At 54.9% G+C, this 18,258-nt stretch carries 14 protein-coding genes; 6 read left to right on the top strand and 8 right to left on the bottom strand.

Going from position 1 to position 18,258, the window contains the following annotated elements; all coding sequences use genetic code 11:
* Positions 1-9: 9 nt before the first annotated feature.
* From lolE to lolC, 3 genes are read right to left on the bottom strand one after another with little or no spacing between them, the layout of a single operon-like run.
* Positions 10-1,254, bottom strand: coding sequence for a lipoprotein-releasing ABC transporter permease subunit LolE (lolE, locus tag IBT46_RS18650; RefSeq protein WP_105592784.1), 1,245 nt, complete (start codon positions 1,252-1,254; stop codon positions 10-12).
* Complete coding sequence (lolD, locus tag IBT46_RS18645) at positions 1,254-1,958, bottom strand: lipoprotein-releasing ABC transporter ATP-binding protein LolD (RefSeq protein ID WP_200546865.1); 705 nt, start codon at positions 1,956-1,958, stop codon at positions 1,254-1,256. Before lolD ends, lolE begins: the two co-directional genes overlap by 1 nt.
* Complete coding sequence (lolC, locus tag IBT46_RS18640; RefSeq protein WP_200546864.1) at positions 1,951-3,150, bottom strand: lipoprotein-releasing ABC transporter permease subunit LolC; 1,200 nt, start codon at positions 3,148-3,150, stop codon at positions 1,951-1,953. Before lolC ends, lolD begins: the two co-directional genes overlap by 8 nt.
* 459 nt (positions 3,151-3,609) lie before the next feature.
* Between lolC and IBT46_RS18635 the strand changes: the two genes are divergently transcribed.
* From IBT46_RS18635 to rcsA, 3 genes are all read left to right on the top strand, one after another.
* On the top strand, positions 3,610-5,004 hold the full coding sequence (locus tag IBT46_RS18635) for a GGDEF domain-containing protein (protein ID WP_200546863.1): 1,395 nt from the start codon (positions 3,610-3,612) through the stop codon (positions 5,002-5,004).
* Positions 5,005-5,175: 171 nt separating this feature from the next.
* Positions 5,176-5,385 carry a DUF2767 family protein gene (locus tag IBT46_RS18630; RefSeq protein WP_200546862.1) on the top strand — a complete coding sequence of 70 codons (210 nt, stop codon included), beginning with the start codon at positions 5,176-5,178 and terminating at the stop codon, positions 5,383-5,385.
* A gap of 578 nt (positions 5,386-5,963) precedes the next feature.
* On the top strand, positions 5,964-6,605 hold the full coding sequence (rcsA, locus tag IBT46_RS18625; RefSeq protein ID WP_200546888.1) for a transcriptional regulator RcsA: 642 nt from the start codon (positions 5,964-5,966) through the stop codon (positions 6,603-6,605).
* A 41-nt stretch (positions 6,606-6,646) separates the two neighbouring features.
* Here rcsA and dsrB read toward each other — a convergent pair whose 3' ends face one another.
* Both dsrB and IBT46_RS18615 read right to left on the bottom strand, forming a co-directional pair.
* On the bottom strand, positions 6,647-6,835 hold the full coding sequence (dsrB, locus tag IBT46_RS18620) for a protein DsrB (RefSeq protein ID WP_105592791.1): 189 nt from the start codon (positions 6,833-6,835) through the stop codon (positions 6,647-6,649).
* A gap of 70 nt (positions 6,836-6,905) precedes the next feature.
* Positions 6,906-7,064: a YqaE/Pmp3 family membrane protein gene (locus IBT46_RS18615; protein WP_034824466.1), complete on the bottom strand. Its 159-nt coding sequence runs from the start codon at positions 7,062-7,064 to the stop codon at positions 6,906-6,908.
* A gap of 643 nt (positions 7,065-7,707) precedes the next feature.
* Between IBT46_RS18615 and IBT46_RS18610 the strand changes: the two genes are divergently transcribed.
* Positions 7,708-8,523: a mannosyl-3-phosphoglycerate phosphatase-related protein gene (locus tag IBT46_RS18610; RefSeq protein WP_200546861.1), complete on the top strand. Its 816-nt coding sequence runs from the start codon at positions 7,708-7,710 to the stop codon at positions 8,521-8,523.
* A gap of 29 nt (positions 8,524-8,552) precedes the next feature.
* Positions 8,553-9,773 (top strand): glycosyl transferase, encoded by a 1,221-nt coding sequence (locus IBT46_RS18605; protein ID WP_105592793.1) that lies wholly within the window; start codon positions 8,553-8,555, stop codon positions 9,771-9,773.
* Here IBT46_RS18605 and dgcQ read toward each other — a convergent pair.
* Complete coding sequence (dgcQ, locus tag IBT46_RS18600) at positions 9,770-11,431, bottom strand: cellulose biosynthesis regulator diguanylate cyclase DgcQ (protein WP_200546860.1); 1,662 nt, start codon at positions 11,429-11,431, stop codon at positions 9,770-9,772. The genes IBT46_RS18605 and dgcQ overlap by 4 nt on opposite strands.
* A 391-nt stretch (positions 11,432-11,822) precedes the next feature.
* Between dgcQ and mfd the strand changes: the two genes are divergently transcribed.
* Positions 11,823-15,266 (top strand): transcription-repair coupling factor, encoded by a 3,444-nt coding sequence (gene mfd, locus IBT46_RS18595; protein WP_200546859.1) that lies wholly within the window; start codon positions 11,823-11,825, stop codon positions 15,264-15,266.
* A gap of 723 nt (positions 15,267-15,989) precedes the next feature.
* Here mfd and IBT46_RS18590 read toward each other — a convergent pair.
* Positions 15,990-16,529, bottom strand: a complete 540-nt coding sequence (locus IBT46_RS18590; protein WP_105592797.1) for a glycine zipper 2TM domain-containing protein — start codon at positions 16,527-16,529, stop codon at positions 15,990-15,992.
* 286 nt (positions 16,530-16,815) lie between these two features.
* A complete protein-coding gene (locus tag IBT46_RS18585) occupies positions 16,816-18,120 on the bottom strand; it encodes an NAD(P)/FAD-dependent oxidoreductase (protein ID WP_105592798.1) in 1,305 nt (434 codons plus the stop codon).
* Between the last annotated feature and the right edge of the window lie 138 nt (positions 18,121-18,258).

Raw genomic sequence — 18,258 nt, 5'->3', positions numbered from 1 at the left:
TTGCCTCGCTTACTGGCCGCTTAACACACGTGCCGGATCGATGCGGCTGGCACGCCTTGCCGGATACCAGCTGGCGATCAGGCTGAGCAGCAGTGAGGTAAACAGCACGATAACCACATCACGCCAGTGCAGCTCGGACGGCAGGAAATCGATGAAGTAGATATCGCCGGAGAGGAAATGATAACCGGTCAATGCTTCAAGCGCATGAATGATAGCGGTCAGGTTCAGCGCGGCCAGTACACCGACAATCACCCCGCTGACGCTGCCCACCAGCCCGGCCAGCAGCCCGTACCAGATAAAGATGGCGCGGATCAGGCCATCTTTGGCCCCCAGCGTGCGCAGCACGGCGATATCACCGCTCTTATCCTTCACCGCCATCACCAGTGTGGACACGATATTGAAACAGGCCACGCCGATCACCAGCACCATAGCCAGATACATAATGGCGCGGATCATCTGAATATCGCGGTACATGTAGCCGTAAGTGCCGATCCAACTGCGAATTGATACATAGGCGTTGGTGACGCTGCCCGCCTCGCGGATCAGCTTCTGGGCACTGAAGGGATCGGCGGCTTTAATGGCGATGCCGGTGACGTTATCGCCCATACCCAGCAGCTGCTGCGCGTCGGCCAGCGGAACCAGCGCCAGGCCGTGATCGAGCATGCCGCTCAGCTTAAGAATGCCGCTGACCTGCAGACGTACCCGCTTCGGCTGCAGCAGTTTATTCTGCGCATCACTGTTGGGGATCATGATGGTCAGCCAGTCGCCCTGCTTCACCTTCAGGCTGTTTGCCACACCCTGCCCCAGCAGGATTTGCTGCTTGCCGGCACCAAACGATTGCCACGCATTGCCCTGCACGTAGGAAGGCAGCGCGCTGAGACGAGATTCCTGCTGCGGGTCCACGCCTTTGACCTGTACAGCCTGGAGCTTACTGCCGCTTTCAATCAGGCCGGTAAAGTTGATATAGGGGGCTGCCGCTGCCACGCCGGGTACTCGCTCAATTTTCGGCAGCATACCCTGCCACCCGGTAAACGGCTGGTTGACCGGTTCGATTTCACCGTGCGGCACCACAGCAAGAATACGGTTGTTCAGCTCACGTTCGAAGCCGTTCATCGCACTCAGCCCGACGATCAGCACTGCCACGCCCAGGGCAATACCCACGGTAGAAATCACCGAAATCAGCGAGACCATCCCCCCGCGACGACGGCCGCGACTAAAACGCAGGCCCAGCAGTAAAGAGAGCGAATTCGCCATCAGAGGCTACCCACCATGGTCAGGCGATCGCTGAGTTGGCCGTCGCGCATTTCTACCTGGCGACGCATGCGTTTGGCTAAATGCAGATCGTGCGTTACCACCAGGAATGCCGTGCCCTGACGCTGATTGAGTTCACCCAGCAGATCGAAGATCGCGTCGGCGTTGCGCGCGTCCAGGTTACCGGTCGGTTCATCGGCCAGTACCAGCCGCGGATTATTCACCAGCGCGCGGGCGATAGCCACACGCTGGCGCTCGCCGCCGGACAGCTCCGACGGGCGATGCTCGGCGCGGTGATCGAGGCCCACCGCCTTCAGCATTTCGAGTGCCCGGGTGCGGGCTTCGGCCTTCGGCGTTTTGCCAATCATCAGCGGCATCGCCACATTTTCCAGCGCGCTGAAGTCCGGGAGCAGATGATGGAACTGATAGATAAAGCCCAGCTCGCGGTTGCGCAGCTCGGCTTTCGCGGCAGAGGTCATCTCATTCAGCGACTTGCCGTCAAACACCACACTGCCGGAGGTTGGCGTATCCAGCCCGCCGAGCAGATGCATCAGGGTACTTTTTCCGGAACCGGAGCTGCCGACGATAGCCATCATTTCACCCGGCTGCACGCTGAAGGAAACGTTGCGCAGGACATCGGTCTGCACGCTGCCTTCCTGATAGCGTTTGCACAGGTTGTCGCACTGCAACAGGAACTTGTTACTCATAACGTAAAGCCTCAGCGGGTTGAACGGCGGCCGCGCGCCAGGAAGGATACAGCGTTGACAGCAGCGCCACGACAATCGCCGTTACGGTAATGGTCGCCACCTGCGTCAGGGAAATGTCCACCGGCAGCGCCGCGCCATCAAGGAACGCGCCGATAACCGGCATCAGATTATTCAGCTGGCTGGCCAGCAGCATGCCAAGCAGCGCGCCCAACACGGAGCCAACCACGCCCGCAGTGGCACCCTGCACCATAAACACCGCCACAATTTGCCTACGGGTCAGGCCCTGGGTTTGCAGGATCGCCACTTCACCCTGCTTCTCCATAATGAGCAGGCCCAGCGACGTCACGATATTAAACGCGGCCACGGCGACGATCAGGCTGAGCAGCAGCCCCATCATGTTTTTTTCCATTTTCACCGCCTGGAACAGCTCGCCTTTGCGCTCGCGCCAGTCCTTCCACACCAGCCCCTCAGGCAGCTTTTGCTGGGTGATCACGTCAACGTCGAGCGGCTTATCCAGCCATAAACGCCAGCCGGTGATGTTACCTGCCGGATAGCGCATCAGGCGCGAAGCATCCTGCTGGTTAACGAGGATCTGATAGCCGTCAACGTCGCTGTTCGCGGCAAAAGTACCGATTACGGTAAACAAACGCTGGCTGGGAATGCGCCCCATTGGAGTGAACTGGCTGGCGGAAGGCACCATCAGGCGGATCTGTTCACCGAGGCGCACACCTAACTGCGCGGCCAGCTGCTCACCGAGAATGACGTTATACTCGCCGCTTTGCAGCTGCTGCTGCCTGACGTTCATCAGATAAGGCGTGAGCGGATCGGGCTCATCGGGGTTGATCCCCAGCATAACCCCAACGCCAACGCTGCGCGCGCTCTGCATCACCACTTCTCCGGTCGTCAGCGGCGTGACCTTACTGATACCGTTGAGATGCAGCGAATCGGCGGGCGTTGTCTGCGGGTTAATGGAACCGCTGTCGCTGGTCACCAGCGCCTGCGGCATTAAGCCAAGGGTATTTTGCTCCAGCTGATGCTCCAGGCCGTTCATCACCGACAGCACGGTCACCAGCGCCATTACGCCGAGCGTGATGCCGATAGCCGAAAGCCACGAAACAAACCGCCCAAAGCGGTCGGAGGCGCGCCCGCGCATGTAGCGCAGGCCGATAAAAAGTGCGACAGGCTGATACATGAAATCCGTTTTTTGCTAATGCAATAAGTGGGGGGAATGATAAAGCTTAGTACCGTCTTATGGAACTACTAAGCCTCTGACTGTGCGCATTGTTTTGTCAATGGCTGAAACATTCGGCCTAATCTCAACGGCAATGCCTAAAATATAGCCGGACTCGCATCAGTTACCCGCACCACCCGCTAAATGAATGTCGCTGAAATGGAAGATTTCGTCACACCAGTGGCGGAGAAGTTATTCATTAAGAACAGAATGTGATGATTTTCAGAAAAGACACGGCCAACTCTTGCTACTATGATAACCAGGAATGTTCTTACGTATTTGCTTTCATCCAGCTCGTCACTTATGTCATTCGCACGTGAGTTCAGGTAGTCACCCGCTGCGGGAGGTCTACCGGCCGGAAGCCAGCGACTCAATTAAAGATGCTATAAGCAGCCGTATCAGGCAGCAGCGAGTCTGAAGATGCCAAACAATAAAAATCGTATTCACCAGGTTATCGTTCTATTTTTTTTCGCCATTTTGCTGTCAGTTATCGGCCTGTGCTTTCGTAATTTTGAATCCATGTCGATCTTTTGGCCGGGCAATGCGGTGCTGCTGGGTTTACTGATCCGTTTTCCGGCCCTGGATAACCGCGTTTCGCTGCTGGTGCTATTTTTCGGCATGCTGATCACGGATTTGTGCTGGGGCACTCCGGCGATGATCTCCGTGGGGGTGAATTTCTCCAACATTACCTTTATTGCCGCCGCGCGCTGGGTACTGCTGACTCGCCACTTTACCCGCCCGTATCCGCGCCGCTTACAGTCGCTGATGCGCATATTTCCGGCGTCAATTGCCGGTGCGCTGGTCTGCGCGGCGATCGGCGGCATTGTCAGCGAGCGCTATTTTCACGATGAGCTGTTTAAGGCCTGGTTTTCATGGTTCTCAGAACAGATGTCGACCTCCATTCTGCTGCTACCGGCGGTAATCAGCCTGCCGCGACGTGACGAACTGCGCCTGATACTGAGAAAAACGTTTGAGAGTTCGCTGCTGCCGCTGGTCGCGCTGCTGGTGACCACCGCCATGAGTATCTGGGTAGGCGGCGGCGGTAGTCTGCTGTTCCCGCTTCCTGCGCTGCTGTGGTGTGCCATTAGCTACCCGCTGTTTATTACCTGCTGCCTGACGCTGATAACCGGTATTAGCGAGATCATTCTGGTGGCCGGTAACGTCCTGAATATCCAGGGCGAGAACGATCTTTTCCGCATAGACAGCCTGTCTGCGGCACGGCTGGGAGTCGCTGCCATGACCATCAGCCCGTTAATCGTTTCGCTGAGTATTGAAGCAAATAAAAGGTTGGTCGCGCGCGTAACTCGCCGGGCGGATTACGATTTGTTGACCGGTGCACTGACTCGCAGCGGCCTCTCATCCCGTTTGCAGAGCTTAATCGCGCCACGCAACCGTCTGACGGGTTTTTCCGGGGCGCTGTTCCTGGTCGATATCGATCGTTTTAAGAATATTAACGATACCTGGGGCCATGCCGCCGGCGATTATGTGCTGGCACAAACCGTGCACTGCATTCAACAGGCGCTCCCCCCCACTTCGCTGGTCTGCCGGATGGGCGGCGAGGAGTTCCTTGTGCTGCTGGAAGGGGCAAACGAAGCGCGGGCATTCCTTCTGGCCAATCGACTGCGCAACAGCATCGAAAACAATGCCATTATGCATAAGGGCAACGATCTTAGCGTCACGGCCAGTATCGGTATCAGCCTGCTGAATATCAGCAGCGTACAGGCCCTGGATGAAGCAATTAACCGCGCAGATGAGCAATTATATATCGCCAAAAGCAGCGGCAGAAACCAGGTCAGGCCGGAATTCGTCCTGTAATAACTGTTGGCGGTTGCCTGACCGCCGGTGGGTTTGACACGTAGTCAATCATTGCTACCCTTTTTCATTGGAGTCATTTAACGAAAAGGGCGCGATACTGCGGGCATAAGCTTATTCCGCACGCTGCCGGAGGATAAACACCTGGCCGTTGGCAATGATTGGAGAGTAAAAATGAAACGTGATGTACTGAGCGAAGAATATTATGATGAAGTTTGCCGGGTTATCGGTGATGCTGCAATTGTACTGACGGAGGACGGCCATAATATTTCCAGGGGAATGATTGCCAGCCTGCTGAGGCAAACGCGGCTGAATCGCGTTGATGCTAACCGTGATGAACAGAAAATTTTGGAACATGCCATCCGGTTAATAAAGCCAGATTAGAGGTAATGAGTACTTATATGCACATCGATATTATTAATTTGCACAAGAAATAATGTTTTCCTATGACCCACAGGTAGAAAAATCATTAAGCGCACTAAAAACAGTCAGTTTTCGTTGCCGTAACCGGCAAATTTAAGTCATTGATTTGCTAAATCTGAGCGGGTCCTGCCAGCGAGAACACCGGAAATAAAATAGGGTTAAAAAACAGTAAGATATCATAAGAAAAATATGAACAGCCTCCTGTTTATTAGCACAACTTTACCGATGATTTATTTCATTTGAATGACTGACTGACGCCAGAAAAATCTGCCTGCTTTGAAGAAAGTTTTTCTGATTGAATTTTTTTAAGAAAAATCCTATCATGATTTTTAACATTTTACGCGATAGTGACCGCGATCGCTGCGACCAATGCAGCTCCCTTCTACAAGGATGAGTCAATACTCCAGCCACCTGCGGCGGGGTAGTATTAATGTTGGCAGCTATAACAAGAATGTGCATACAGAACGCTTTCTTTTGACACGCTAACGTGTAATTCATCGTTGACTTAAATGGATAACGAACCGGTAAGGGCCGCTAGAATGCCGACAATAATTATGGACCCGTGTAATTATACCCGTGCAGGGTTGATCAGCTATATGACAACCAAAGGGATTAAAAGCAAGAATATAACGCCGGTTAACGGCATCGATCGGCTGCAAACATGCTGTCAACAGCTGCATCCCGGCGTTGTGTTTATCAATGAAGACTGCTTCATTAACGAACCCGAAGCCAGCCAACAAATCAGAGATGCGATAGTCCAGAATCCGGACACGCTGTTTTTTATCTTTATGGCTATTTCTAATAACCATTTTGAAGAATATCTGTACGTACGGAAGAACCTGATTATTACGTCGAAATCCATCAAGCCTGCCACTCTGGATCAGTTATTGGGCAGTTACTTCCAGCAACGGCTTAATGTTTCATCCCGCCAGTCGTCTGGCAAGGATGTCCATCCACTGACGCTCAGTCAGACGGAATCCAATATGTTGAGGATGTGGATGTCGGGACACGATACGAGCGAGATTTCTGACCAGATGCAAATCAAGGTAAAAACCGTTTCGTCGCATAAAGGCAATATTAAGCGCAAAATCAAGACGCATAACAAGCAGGTGATCTACCATGTGGTGCGCCTGATGGATAACGTCACCAGCGGTATTTACGTCAACGTACGGCAGGGTTGACAGCAGCGGTTTAAAGGGGGGAGTCCCCCCCCTTAATGTGTTCAAGCGTGAGGCTCAACGAAAACGCCGTCTTCGTGACCCGATTCATTAAAGAACCAGATCCCCAGCGGATAGTCTTCCAGTGCAACCAGGTACATTGTCCCTTCGTTAAACTCTTCCACCGCCAGAACCGTGCCGACCCGGCGTGGACCGCCGTCCGTTTTTACCGTCACCTGCTGATTCACCTTCATGGTAACTCCTGTGCAATTTTTCCCAACAGTTTAACTTAAAACCGCATACTGCGCAGGGGCTTAGCCAGAATTATCGGCGCGCAATCACCCACACTGCATGAACAATTCCGGGGATATAACCGCATAACGTCAGCAGGATGTTAAGCCAGAAAGCGCCACCGAAACCGACCTGCAGAAAGACGCCCAGAGGCGGTAGAAGAATCGCAATCACAATACGAATAAAGTCCATATTTTCTCCTTTTTAATCGATAACTGTCTGATAAACAGTATAGACAGCGTGGCAAAATCAATCGGGAAAGGCGCTGTCATAACCCGCCTTTTCGCTTTCTTTACGTTTCGCGCAAAGACTTCTGACATCGGGAACACTTAGAATATTCTCACTGCACCAACCCCAAAGGCGCAGTCAACCTAAAAAGTAACAAGGATTTTGCCCGCGCAGCGCGGGCTTTTTTTTGCCCGCCGTTCCTGACATCTATTTCCTGATCCCCGTGATGCCCTTCGATTGGTAAAAAAAACCCCAGCCGCTGGCCAGGGTAAATTGTTCACATTAAAAATAAAATTCGTTACTCGGGGAAATCCTTTTACAGCACTACCCTAACCCGCCCAGGCATTAAGACTAATCCTAAGTTCACGCATTAATGTGTACAACAATCGTCAACTTGTACAGGAAAACCCGCACCAGTTCTGCGCTGTGGGCATTCTGCCACTGATGCAACAGGCCAAAAAATCAGCATTTTTTTTAGGATTAATCCGCATATCAGCCTGTATCAGGCGGACTTCCACACCCCACAAGGTGATGATAGCTTGACTATACTTTGTGCTGATACGGTGGTCTTACTGTCTCACCGGGCTAAATTCGCGAGGTTAAAACTATGCTTACACTGCAGGAACCTCTGATGATCGTTACCGATCTCGACGGCTCACTGCTCGATCATCACACCTACAGCTGGCAACCCGCCACGGAGTGGCTGACGCGTCTGAAAGAACACCACATCCCACTGGTGATCTGCTCCAGTAAAACAGCCGCGGAAATTGTGCCGCTGCAGCAGGAACTGGGTTTCGGCGGTTCGCCATTTATCAGTGAAAACGGTGCTGTCGTTCACTATGGCGATGCTCAGTCATCACTCACCGGCCAGTTATCCCCCCAGGACTATCGGGCGATCTGCCATACCCTGCTGAATCTCCGGCAGCGTGACGGTTTTAAATTTATCGGCTTTGCCGATGTCAGTGAAAAAGAGATTGCCGAGTGGACCGGGCTAACCCCGGCTTTAGCTGCCCGGGCCAAAATGCGCGAAGCATCCGAAAGCCTGATCTGGCGGGACAGCAGAGAACAATTTGACCTGTTCCGGGTACGGCTGAATGAGGCGGAACTGGAGCTGGTTCAGGGCGGGCGTTTCTGGCACGTCATGAGCAAGGGAAGTGGCAAAGGCGCTGCGCTGCGCTGGCTGCTTGAGCACGCCCCTTCTTCGGCTTCTCCGCACAGCCGCCGCCCAATCACCATTGGCCTGGGCGACGGGCCTAACGATGCGCCAATGCTCGACAGTGTCGATTATGCCGTGGTCATTCGCGGCTACAGCAAAAATCCGGTGCTCCTTGAGCGAGCCGACAAACAGCATATCTATCGCAGTACCGCCCGGGGCCCGGAAGGCTGGGTTGAAGGCCTGAACCATTTTATCACTCCATCCTGACTGACCACATACATTCCAAGGGGATAGCGATGAGCGATTTTTACCAGAACGGCGTAATAACTAACTTTCATAATCTCACCGGGCGCAGTCTTAAAGAGCTGGAAAAGGACCTGGTACGCTTTTCGCGCAAACGTAAGATGGGGCTGATTCTGCCCTCGCTGTTTTCGGAACTTGAAGGCCCGGCGCTGAGCCATATTGTTGATGAGCTGGCACAGGTTCCCTACCTGGGAGAGATCGTTATCGGCCTCGATCGTGCCGATCGCGATCAGTTTCTTCACGCCCGCGAGTTCTTCTCTCGTCTGCCGCAGCGGCATCGCATTTTGTGGAATGACGGGCCGCGTCTGAAAGCACTGGACGCCGAACTGGATAAAGAAGGACTCTCCCCCTCACAGCCGGGCAAGGGGCGCAACGTCTGGTTCTGCACCGGCTATACGCTGGCTTCCGATAAATCGAGCTGCGTGGCACTGCACGACTGCGACATCGTCACCTATGAACGCGGCATGCTGGCACGTCTGCTCTATCCGCTGGCTAACCCCGATTTCCAGTACGAATTCTGTAAAGGGTTTTATGCCCGGGTGGCCGATAACAAGCTTAATGGCCGCGTAGGCCGACTGCTGGTTGGCCCGCTGCTGCGTTCGCTGCAAAAAGTTTACGGCCACTCCGAATATCTGGATTATCTCAGCAGTTTCCGCTACCCGCTTTCCGGCGAATTCGCCATGCGCACGCACGTGCTGAACGGCATCAAAATTCCCGGCGACTGGGGGCTGGAAATCGGCGTCCTGTCTGAGATTTACCGCAACTACACCACCCGCCAGAGCTGCCAGGTGGAGATCGCAGATAATTACGACCATAAGCATCAGCCGCTGTCGGAGGAAGACGGAACCGGCGGGCTGCGGCGGATGAGCAATGATATTGTGCAGTCGCTGCTGCGTAAAATGGCCACCATGGGCGTAAACATCACCAGCGACTCCTTCCGGGTGTTGAAGGCAACCTACTATCGCAATGCGCTGGATATGATGGAGATTTATAACCACGAAGCGGTGATGAATGGCCTGAAGTTCGATCAGCACGCCGAAGAGGCGGCGGTAGAAATGTTCACCCAGTCAATACTCGAGGCCGGGCAGGCGTTTATTGAACGCCCTAACGAAAAGCCGTTTATTCCCAGCTGGAGCCGGGTTCAGTCAGCGTTCCCCGATATTATGCAGCGCATCTATCAGGCGGTTGAGGACGATAACAGCGGCGATGTTTAATCTCGATGGCGGACGCAGTTGCGTCCGTCCTGTTTCGCCAGATACAGCCTGCGGTCGGCAACCGACTGCAGGTTATCCACCTGATACTCACCCTGCTCTTCACTGCTGCTCACGCCCAGCGATGCGGTAACCTTCAGCGTTTGATGTTTGCCCACCAGCAGCTCTTTTGCCGCCAGCTTGCGGCGGATGCGTTCCGCCACCAGCACGGCCTCATCCAGCCGGGTGGCCGGGAGCAAAATGCAAAACTCTTCCCCACCTACCCGACCGGCGATATCGGTTTTCCGTAGCGCCTGACCAATCACCGATGCCGCGTGGGCCAGCACGCGATCTCCGGCGTGGTGTCCCCAACTGTCGTTAACCGATTTAAAATGATCGAGATCGAGTTGGATCACGGAGAGCGGCTGCCGCTGTCGCTGATTAAGCGCCGCCAGCTTTTCAGCGCGATCGAAAAAGGCAGTACGGTTAAACAGCCGCGTTAAGCCATCGTAATTCGCGCGCCAGCTCAGTTTTTCCTGCAAATTCAGCAAGCTGCCGGTCATCCGGATAATCGTCTGATGGGAAACCAGCACCACAATGCTAAACATCAGCCACGTCAGCAGCAGCACCAGTCCAACACGGCCACTGTCGCCCAGCAGCCCTTCACGCAGCGTCTGCACGTTGACCAGCATGCCGTCAAAATACTGCAGGCGGACCCAACTGACAAAACGCCCGTCAAAACGCATTGTCCCGCTGTGGGTTCCGGCAGCCTGTTCGGTCAGCTGCGCCAGCTGTGCTTTGTGCAGGCGGTATTCCTCAAGCTGGCTGCCGTCAGACCAGGCGATCAGATTGAACTGATGACCGACCAGCATTACCCCCCCTTCCTGCCGCGCGCTCAGCGACTGCTGCAGGTACTGCTTGATCTGCTGCGTGGAGAAATCCATTGCCAGTACACCGTACCAGTAGCCATCACGATCGACCGGGCGCGCGACCGTCACCACCTTACCCTCGTTATCCATGGAGTCGTAGGGATCTGACCACAGGATCTTACGCTGCGGATTGACCTTTGGGTCGAGGTCGACAAAGTAAGGACGCTGTGCCACGCCGGAGAAATTTTCCAGCGAGTGATTGCTGCTGGCATCCGGCAGCGTGGAACTGAGGTAGAAACCGGCGCGAGAGATATACCAGAAGCGATAGTGGAAATCGCGCTCCGGCTGGTTAAATTGCAGGATCTGGCTCATTTCCAGCACCGCATTTAGCTCATCGGCCAGGCGCCGGGAATCAGACCGACTGAACAGCGGAAAACGCGTCAGCAGCTCATCGGAAATACCATTGATCGGTATGCCACGGGTTTCACTCGGGCTAAGATGCCACAGTGGCGTATGGCGAACGCGCTCAAATTGCTGCAAGAAAGCGGTGGATTTGTCGGTAATCAACGGATCGCCGAGTGAATGCTCCAGCATACTGTGAAAAAACGCCAGTTCATCGAGGTTATGCTGCCACTGATTATCCAAATTGTTCGCCACGGCGCTGAGGCGGGCCAGCTGGTTGGACTCATAGGTGCGCTTCAGCACCATCGCTTCATGCCAGGTGAGCAACGTTAAAAACAGAAACACGAGGGCAAAGCACAGGTGCACAATATTTTTAGGGTGAAAAAAGCGTGATTCCTTAGGCAAACTCACTCGATTTCTCCCGGTTGCACCATGGCTGTTTTACCTGATGATTTTAGACAATGAGTGCTATCGGCGCTATATCTGCCACAGGCTTATTTATCGACACTTATTGATCTGAAACATTTTAAAAGTGCCCTTTCGCCGGAAAGACGACGCTAACGGGGAATTTTCACTATATTGATTCTGTCCGACTACGGCAGTGGACATCATTGCCATAGCGAAAAATGAAAATTTGGATAAACATTAATCAGCCAGACCGACACAGTACCCAGCGGCCAGCAAAAAAAAGGTATACTCGGCAAAGCTGAATTGGGGTCCCCTGCTGTCCGAGCCATTACAGCCGACAGGCGTCATGGCGGCTCCCCTCTCTCCCATTTGAGTAGAGACTATCGAACTGAATATGCCTGAAAACTATCGTTATACTCTTCCCTCACGCGCCGGCGATCAGCGGCTGCTGGGGCAGCTCACGGGTGCTGCCTGCGCCGTCGAATGCGCCGAAATTGTTGAACGCCATGCCGGCCCGGTGCTGTTAATTGCGCCAGATATGCAGAATGCTCTGCGGTTGCAGGATGAAATCCGCCAGTTTACGGAACAGCCGGTGATGACGCTGGCTGACTGGGAAACGCTGCCTTTCGACAGTTTTTCGCCGCACCAGGAAATTATCTCTTCGCGCCTCTCCACGCTGTACCAGCTGCCATCGCTAAGCCACGGTATTTTGATTTTACCGGTTAATACCCTGATGCAGCGCGTGTGCCCGCACAGTTTCCTGCACGGACATGCGCTGGTGATGAGCAAGGGGCAGAAACTCTCCCGCGATATGCTGCGTTCACAGCTTGAACAGGCGGGCTACCGCAGCGTTGATCAGGTGATGGAACACGGCGAATACGCCACGCGCGGTGCCCTGTTGGACCTGTATCCAATGGGCAGCGACCGCCCGTACCGCATCGACTTTTTTGATGATGAAATCGACAGTCTGCGTCTTTTTGACGTTGATACTCAGCGTACTCAGGAAGAAGTTTCCGCCATCAATCTGCTGCCTGCTCACGAGTTCCCGACGGATAAAAATGCGATTGAGCTGTTCCGCTCCCAGTGGCGTGAGCAATTTGACGTTCGTCGTGAACCGGAACATATCTATCAGCAAGTCAGCAAAGGCACCCTGCCTGCCGGAATCGAATACTGGCAGCCGCTGTTTTTCGACAAGCCTTTACCCGCGCTGTTCAGCTACCTGCCCGCCAGTACCCTGCTGGTGGTGGCAGGCGATCTGGAAAGCAGCGCCGAGCGTTTCTGGCTGGATGTGAATACGCGTTACGAAAATCGCAAAGTCGATCCGATGCGCCCTCTGCTTTCACCACCGGCTCTGTGGTTACGCTGCGATGAATTATTTGCCGAACTGAAAAACTGGCCGCGTATTCAGCTGCGCACCGATCTGCTGACAGACAAGGCGGCGAATACCAATCTGCAGTATCAGCCGCTGCCGGATCTGGCCGTGCAGGCGCAGGCCAAATCACCGCTGGAAGCGCTGCGGAAGTTTCTGGAATCCTTCAGCGGTTCGGTGGTGTTCTCCGTTGAGAGTGAAGGCCGCCGTGAAACGCTGCAGGAACTGCTGGCCCGTATCAAGCTGAAGCCCAAAACGGTACGTTCGCTGAAAGAGGTCAGTAAGCCGGGTCATTACCTGCTGATCGGTGCCAGCGAGCACGGCTTTATCGACGGGCTGCGCAATCTGGCGCTGATTTGCGAGAGCGATCTGCTGGGCGAGCGCGTAAGTCGACGCCGCCAGGACAGCAAACGGACCATTAACCCGGACGTGCTGATCCGTAACCTCGCCGAACTGCACCCGGGCCAGCCGGTGGTCCACCTTGAGCACGGCGTGGGGCGCTATATCGGCCTGACCACGCTGGAGACCGGCGGCATCACGGCAGAATATCTGATGCTGGCCTATGCCGGAGATGCCAAGCTTTACGTGCCGGTATCGTCGCTGCACCTGATTAGCCGCTACGCCGGTGGCGCCGAAGAGAATGCGCCGCTGCATAAGCTGGGCAGCGATGCCTGGACGCGAGCCCGGCAGAAAGCGGCCGAAAAAGTGCGTGACGTGGCCGCCGAGCTGCTGGACATCTATGCCCAGCGTGAAGCGAAAAAAGGCTTTGCCTTTAAGCACGACCGCCAGCAGTACCAGCTGTTCTGCGACGGATTCCCGTTTGAAACCACACCGGACCAGGCGCAGGCCATCAACGCGGTGCTGAGCGATATGTGCCAGCCGCTGGCGATGGATCGCCTGGTGTGTGGTGACGTCGGCTTTGGTAAAACCGAAGTGGCGATGCGCGCCGCATTCCTGGCGGTGGAAAACCACAAGCAGGTGGCGGTGCTGGTCCCCACCACCCTGCTGGCACAGCAGCACTACGATAACTTCCGCGATCGCTTCGCCAACTGGCCGGTACGTATTGAGATGCTCTCCCGTTTCCGAACCGCGAAAGAACAGGCGCTGGTTCAGGCCGAAGCCGGCGAAGGCAAAGTCGATATCCTGATCGGCACACACAAGCTGCTACAAAATGACATCAAATGGCGCGATCTTGGTTTGCTCATCGTCGATGAGGAGCACCGTTTCGGCGTGCGTCACAAAGAGCGTATCAAAGCGATGCGCGCCGACGTCGATATTCTGACACTGACCGCCACGCCCATTCCGCGCACCTTGAATATGGCGATGAGCGGCATGCGCGATCTGTCGATTATTGCCACCCCGCCGGCACGTCGCCTGGCAGTGAAAACCTTCGTTCGCGAGTATGACGATTTAGTGGTACGCGAGGCGATTCTGCGTGAGGTGCTGCGCGGCGGGCAGGTTTATTACCTGTATAACGACGTGGAAAATATCGAAAAAGCCGCACAGCGTTTATCTGCGCTGGTACCGGAAGCGCGGGTAGCGATCGGTCACGGCCAGATGCGCGAGCGCGAGCTGGAGCGGGTGATGAACGACTTCCATCACCAGCGTTTTAACGTGCTGGTCTGTACCACGATTATTGAGACCGGTATCGATATACCTACGGCCAATACCATCATTATTGAGCGCGCCGATCACTTTGGTCTGGCACAGCTGCACCAGCTGCGCGGCCGCGTGGGTCGTTCACATCATCAGGCCTACGCCTGGCTGCTGACGCCGCATCCGAAAGCGATGACCGTTGATGCCCATAAGCGCCTGGAGGCCATCGCCTCGCTGGAGGATCTGGGGGCTGGTTTCGCGCTCGCCACCCACGATCTTGAGATCCGTGGTGCCGGTGAGCTGTTGGGCGAAGGCCAGAGCGGACAGATGGAAACCATTGGTTTCTCGCTGTATATGGAGCTGCTGGAAAATGCGGTGACCGCGCTGAAAGAAGGCCGTGAGCCGTCTCTGGAGGATTTGACCAGCAGCCAGACCGAAATTGAGCTGCGCATGCCGTCGCTGCTGCCGGATGATTTTATTCCTGACGTGAATACCCGCCTTTCATTCTACAAGCGAATAGCCAGTGCACAGCAGCAGGGCGATCTGGACGATCTGAAGGTCGAGCTGATCGATCGTTTCGGTTTACTGCCGGATGCGGCGCGTAACCTGCTGGATATTGCGGCTCTGCGGCTGATTGCTCAGAAGCTGGGCGTGCGCAAAATTGAAGCCAGCGATAATGGTGGTTATGTTGAGTTTGCCGAGAAGAATAAGGTCGATCCGATGTGGCTGATTGGGCTGCTGCAAAAGGAGCCGAAGCACTGGCGTCTTGATGGCCCGACGCGCCTGAAGTTTATTCGCGATTTGGCGGAGCGTAAGGTGCGGATGAAGTGGGTACAGGAGTTTATGCAGCGTATGCAGGAGAACGTGGGCTGACGGGCGATCTGGCCCGTTTCATTGTGCTGAGTTCGGTTCAGCAGTGGAGTTTAAGTTAAACGCTTGTAGCTGTCTGAACCGTTGTGCGGCGCTGAGCGGCAGAGTCCCCCTTCGGGCGGGTCCTCGCGTCGCTTCGCGATACCTTCTCTCCGTTCGTCAGCCACCAGAAATGCATTTACATCGCGACAACGAAGGATAAAAAAGGACAGCCGCTGAGGTGGCAGCAGTTGGCCAGAAGAGGACAGCAGGAAGCTGATTTCAGGCTAAGTTGGGTTCGGAATGGCAAGCAGGCAGCCCGTTAGCGGCAATCGCTGGCATTTTTCCTGGTATTTTATGTGCGGCGAAATATGCGGAATTCGCCACAAGAAATACGTTTCACATCGCGATAAAGAAAGATTGAAAGGGAAAGCCTCTGCGGCGGCTGCCGGGCAATCCGCAGCGCTGAGGGAGAAGCAGTTGGCCAGGAGACGCCAGCAGGACGCTGGCGTCAGGCGGAGTCGGGTCAGGGACGACCCGTCTTTGCCGGTCCGACCGGCCAGATGCTGACACCGAAGGCATCGTGCAGAGCACGACGCGAGAACCGCCCGGCAGCCGCCGCAGAGGCTGAACCGAGCACCTGAACTTCCAGCGATGCCAGTAACTTCAGTAACTTCAGTAACTTCAGTAACTTCAGTAACTTCAGTAACTTCGGCGATTTTCGACCGAATTCGCCCTAACCAACAATCAGGCCTTATTATTCAACACCAGCTGACCGTTGCCATCCAGCGGAATACGCGTGCCGGGATCGTTATCCATACGGATCTTGCCCTGCTGATCGCCAATCTTATAAGTCACATCGTAACCCATCATCTTGTCCTGCTTATCATAGACGGTTTTACAACGCTGCTCGGTGGTGGTGTAAGTATCGCGATCCTGCAACGCACCCTGCACCTGATTACCGCCGTAACCGCCGGCCAGTGCGCCAGCAACGGTTGCTACATCGCGCCCGCGCCCGCCGCCAAACTGATGGCCCAGCACGCCACCCGCCACGGCACCCAGCACGGAACCGGCAATACGGTTCTCATCCTGCACCGGACGACGGTGAGTCAGGGTCACGTTACGACACTCCTGGCGCGGAGTTTTTATCGTTTCTTTAATTGGGGTGGCGGACAAAACCTGTGCAAACTGCGGGCCGCGATCGAACACGTTCATACTGGCAACGGCAGCAACGCCCAGGGCTGCAGCCACACCGATCCCAATACCGGCTAACATTGATTTATTCACAGGAAACCCTCCTGAAAGTGTTACCGCGCATCTTTGCCTGCTGCGACATCCGTGACAGGTACGGCATACTCGGCGTGCGCGACGCGCCGGGGTAATTAAGACAAAGTTTGCGGCGGAGAGGGAAAACTGACAATCGGAATACGGGAAGAAATGAGATTACCGCATGATTAGTACCGCGTTTTAAGAGTGTTCCGAAGCACTCTCGCGGCCATCATAAAAAAACGGCCCGCTGATAACGCGCAGTTAAGAACGTTATCCCGGGCCGTTTAACACCGATCTGCTGAAATTAGTGCAGCTTCAGCCTTGGGCGGATCACGCGGTTGATACTGCCCACCAGCATCATCAGGCCCGTCTTGAAGTAGCCATGCAGCGCGATCTGATGCATACGGTACAGAGAGATGTAAACGAAGCGAGCAATGCGCCCCTCAACCATCATCGAACCGCGCATCAGGTTCCCCATCAGGCTGCCCACGGTACTGAAGCGAGACAGGGAAACCAGCGAGCCATGATCTTTATAAACATAGGCCTGCTGCGGTTTGCCTTTGATGTCAGCGAGAATATTCGCCAGCACGCGGGACGCCATCTGGTGAGCGGACTGCGCACGCGGCGGTACGAAACCACCGGCAGGCAGCGCGCATGACGCGCAGTCGCCGATTGCGTAGATGTTCGGGTCACGCGTGGTTTGCAGCGTTGGCTCAACCACCAGCTGATTGATGCGGTTGGTTTCCAGACCGCCGATATCTTTCATAAAGTCCGGAGCCTTGATACCGGCCGCCCACACCATCAGATCGGCTTCAATAAATTCACCAGATTTGGTATTCAGGCCGTTTTTCTCGGCGCTGGTCACCATGGTCTGGGTCAGTACCCGGACGCCAAGCTTGGTCAGCTCCTGATGCGCAGCGCTGGAGATACGCGCAGGCAGTGCAGGCAGAATACGCTCACCGGCTTCCACCAGCGTCACGTTCAGCGCATTGCTGTCGAGGTTTTTGTAGCCATAGCTGTGCAGCTGCTTAACGGCATTGTGCAGTTCAGCAGAAAGCTCCACGCCGGTAGCACCCGCACCGACGATGGCGATGTTCACTTTCTCCGTTGCGCCTTCGCTGGCGGAGAATTTCAGGAACAGGTTCAGCATCTCATTATGGAAACGACGCGCCTGATGCGGGTTATCCAGGAAGATGCAGTTATCTTTCACGCCCGGCGTACCGAAATCATTCGAGGTGCTGCCTAACGCCATCACCAGCGTGTCATACGCCAGTTCGCGCTCAGGAACCAGCACGCTGCCCTGCGCATCACGGATTTCTGCCAGGTGAACGCGGTTGTTTTCGCGATCCAGCTGAGTCAGCGTACCCAACTGGAACTGGAAGTTATGCTTGTGCGCGTGAGCCAGGTAGCTCAGGCCATCAATGCCTTCATCCAGTGAACCGGTCGCTACTTCATGCAGCAGAGGTTTCCACAAATGGCTGTGGTTACGATCCACCAGCGTGATTTGTGCTTTATTCTTACGCCCAAGCTTATGGCCCAGCTGGGTAGCCAGTTCCAGTCCGCCGGCACCCCCGCCGATAATAACAATTTTCTTCATAGGTGCTGTCAAACGACCCTCTCTAAAAGTGAACCAATCGTTAACCAAAAGTTAAATAAATAACCTTGGTAAACATAGGGTTGGCGATGTTAATTCGCAAGCTGAGGGCAGGATATCACGGGGGAATTCATGAGTTCTACGAAAATTGAT

This window comes from Erwinia sp. S38 (genome assembly GCF_016624545.1).
Taxonomy (GTDB): domain Bacteria; phylum Pseudomonadota; class Gammaproteobacteria; order Enterobacterales; family Enterobacteriaceae; genus Erwinia; species Erwinia coffeiphila.
The sequence above is the reverse complement of the archived record's forward strand: the minus strand, read 5'-3'. Positions and strand labels throughout refer to the sequence as shown.

Coding starts and splice junctions, on each gene's coding strand:
- lolE (WP_105592784.1), bottom strand. CDS start 1,254: ATGGCGAATTCGCTCTCTTTACTGCTGGGCCTGCGTTTTAGTCGCGGC.
- lolD (WP_200546865.1), bottom strand. CDS start 1,958: ATGAGTAACAAGTTCCTGTTGCAGTGCGACAACCTGTGCAAACGCTAT.
- lolC (WP_200546864.1), bottom strand. CDS start 3,150: ATGTATCAGCCTGTCGCACTTTTTATCGGCCTGCGCTACATGCGCGGG.
- IBT46_RS18635 (WP_200546863.1), top strand. CDS start 3,610: ATGCCAAACAATAAAAATCGTATTCACCAGGTTATCGTTCTATTTTTT.
- IBT46_RS18630 (WP_200546862.1), top strand. CDS start 5,176: ATGAAACGTGATGTACTGAGCGAAGAATATTATGATGAAGTTTGCCGG.
- rcsA (WP_200546888.1), top strand. CDS start 5,964: ATGCCGACAATAATTATGGACCCGTGTAATTATACCCGTGCAGGGTTG.
- dsrB (WP_105592791.1), bottom strand. CDS start 6,835: ATGAAGGTGAATCAGCAGGTGACGGTAAAAACGGACGGCGGTCCACGC.
- IBT46_RS18615 (WP_034824466.1), bottom strand. CDS start 7,064: ATGGACTTTATTCGTATTGTGATTGCGATTCTTCTACCGCCTCTGGGC.
- IBT46_RS18610 (WP_200546861.1), top strand. CDS start 7,708: ATGCTTACACTGCAGGAACCTCTGATGATCGTTACCGATCTCGACGGC.
- IBT46_RS18605 (WP_105592793.1), top strand. CDS start 8,553: ATGAGCGATTTTTACCAGAACGGCGTAATAACTAACTTTCATAATCTC.
- mfd (WP_200546859.1), top strand. CDS start 11,823: ATGCCTGAAAACTATCGTTATACTCTTCCCTCACGCGCCGGCGATCAG.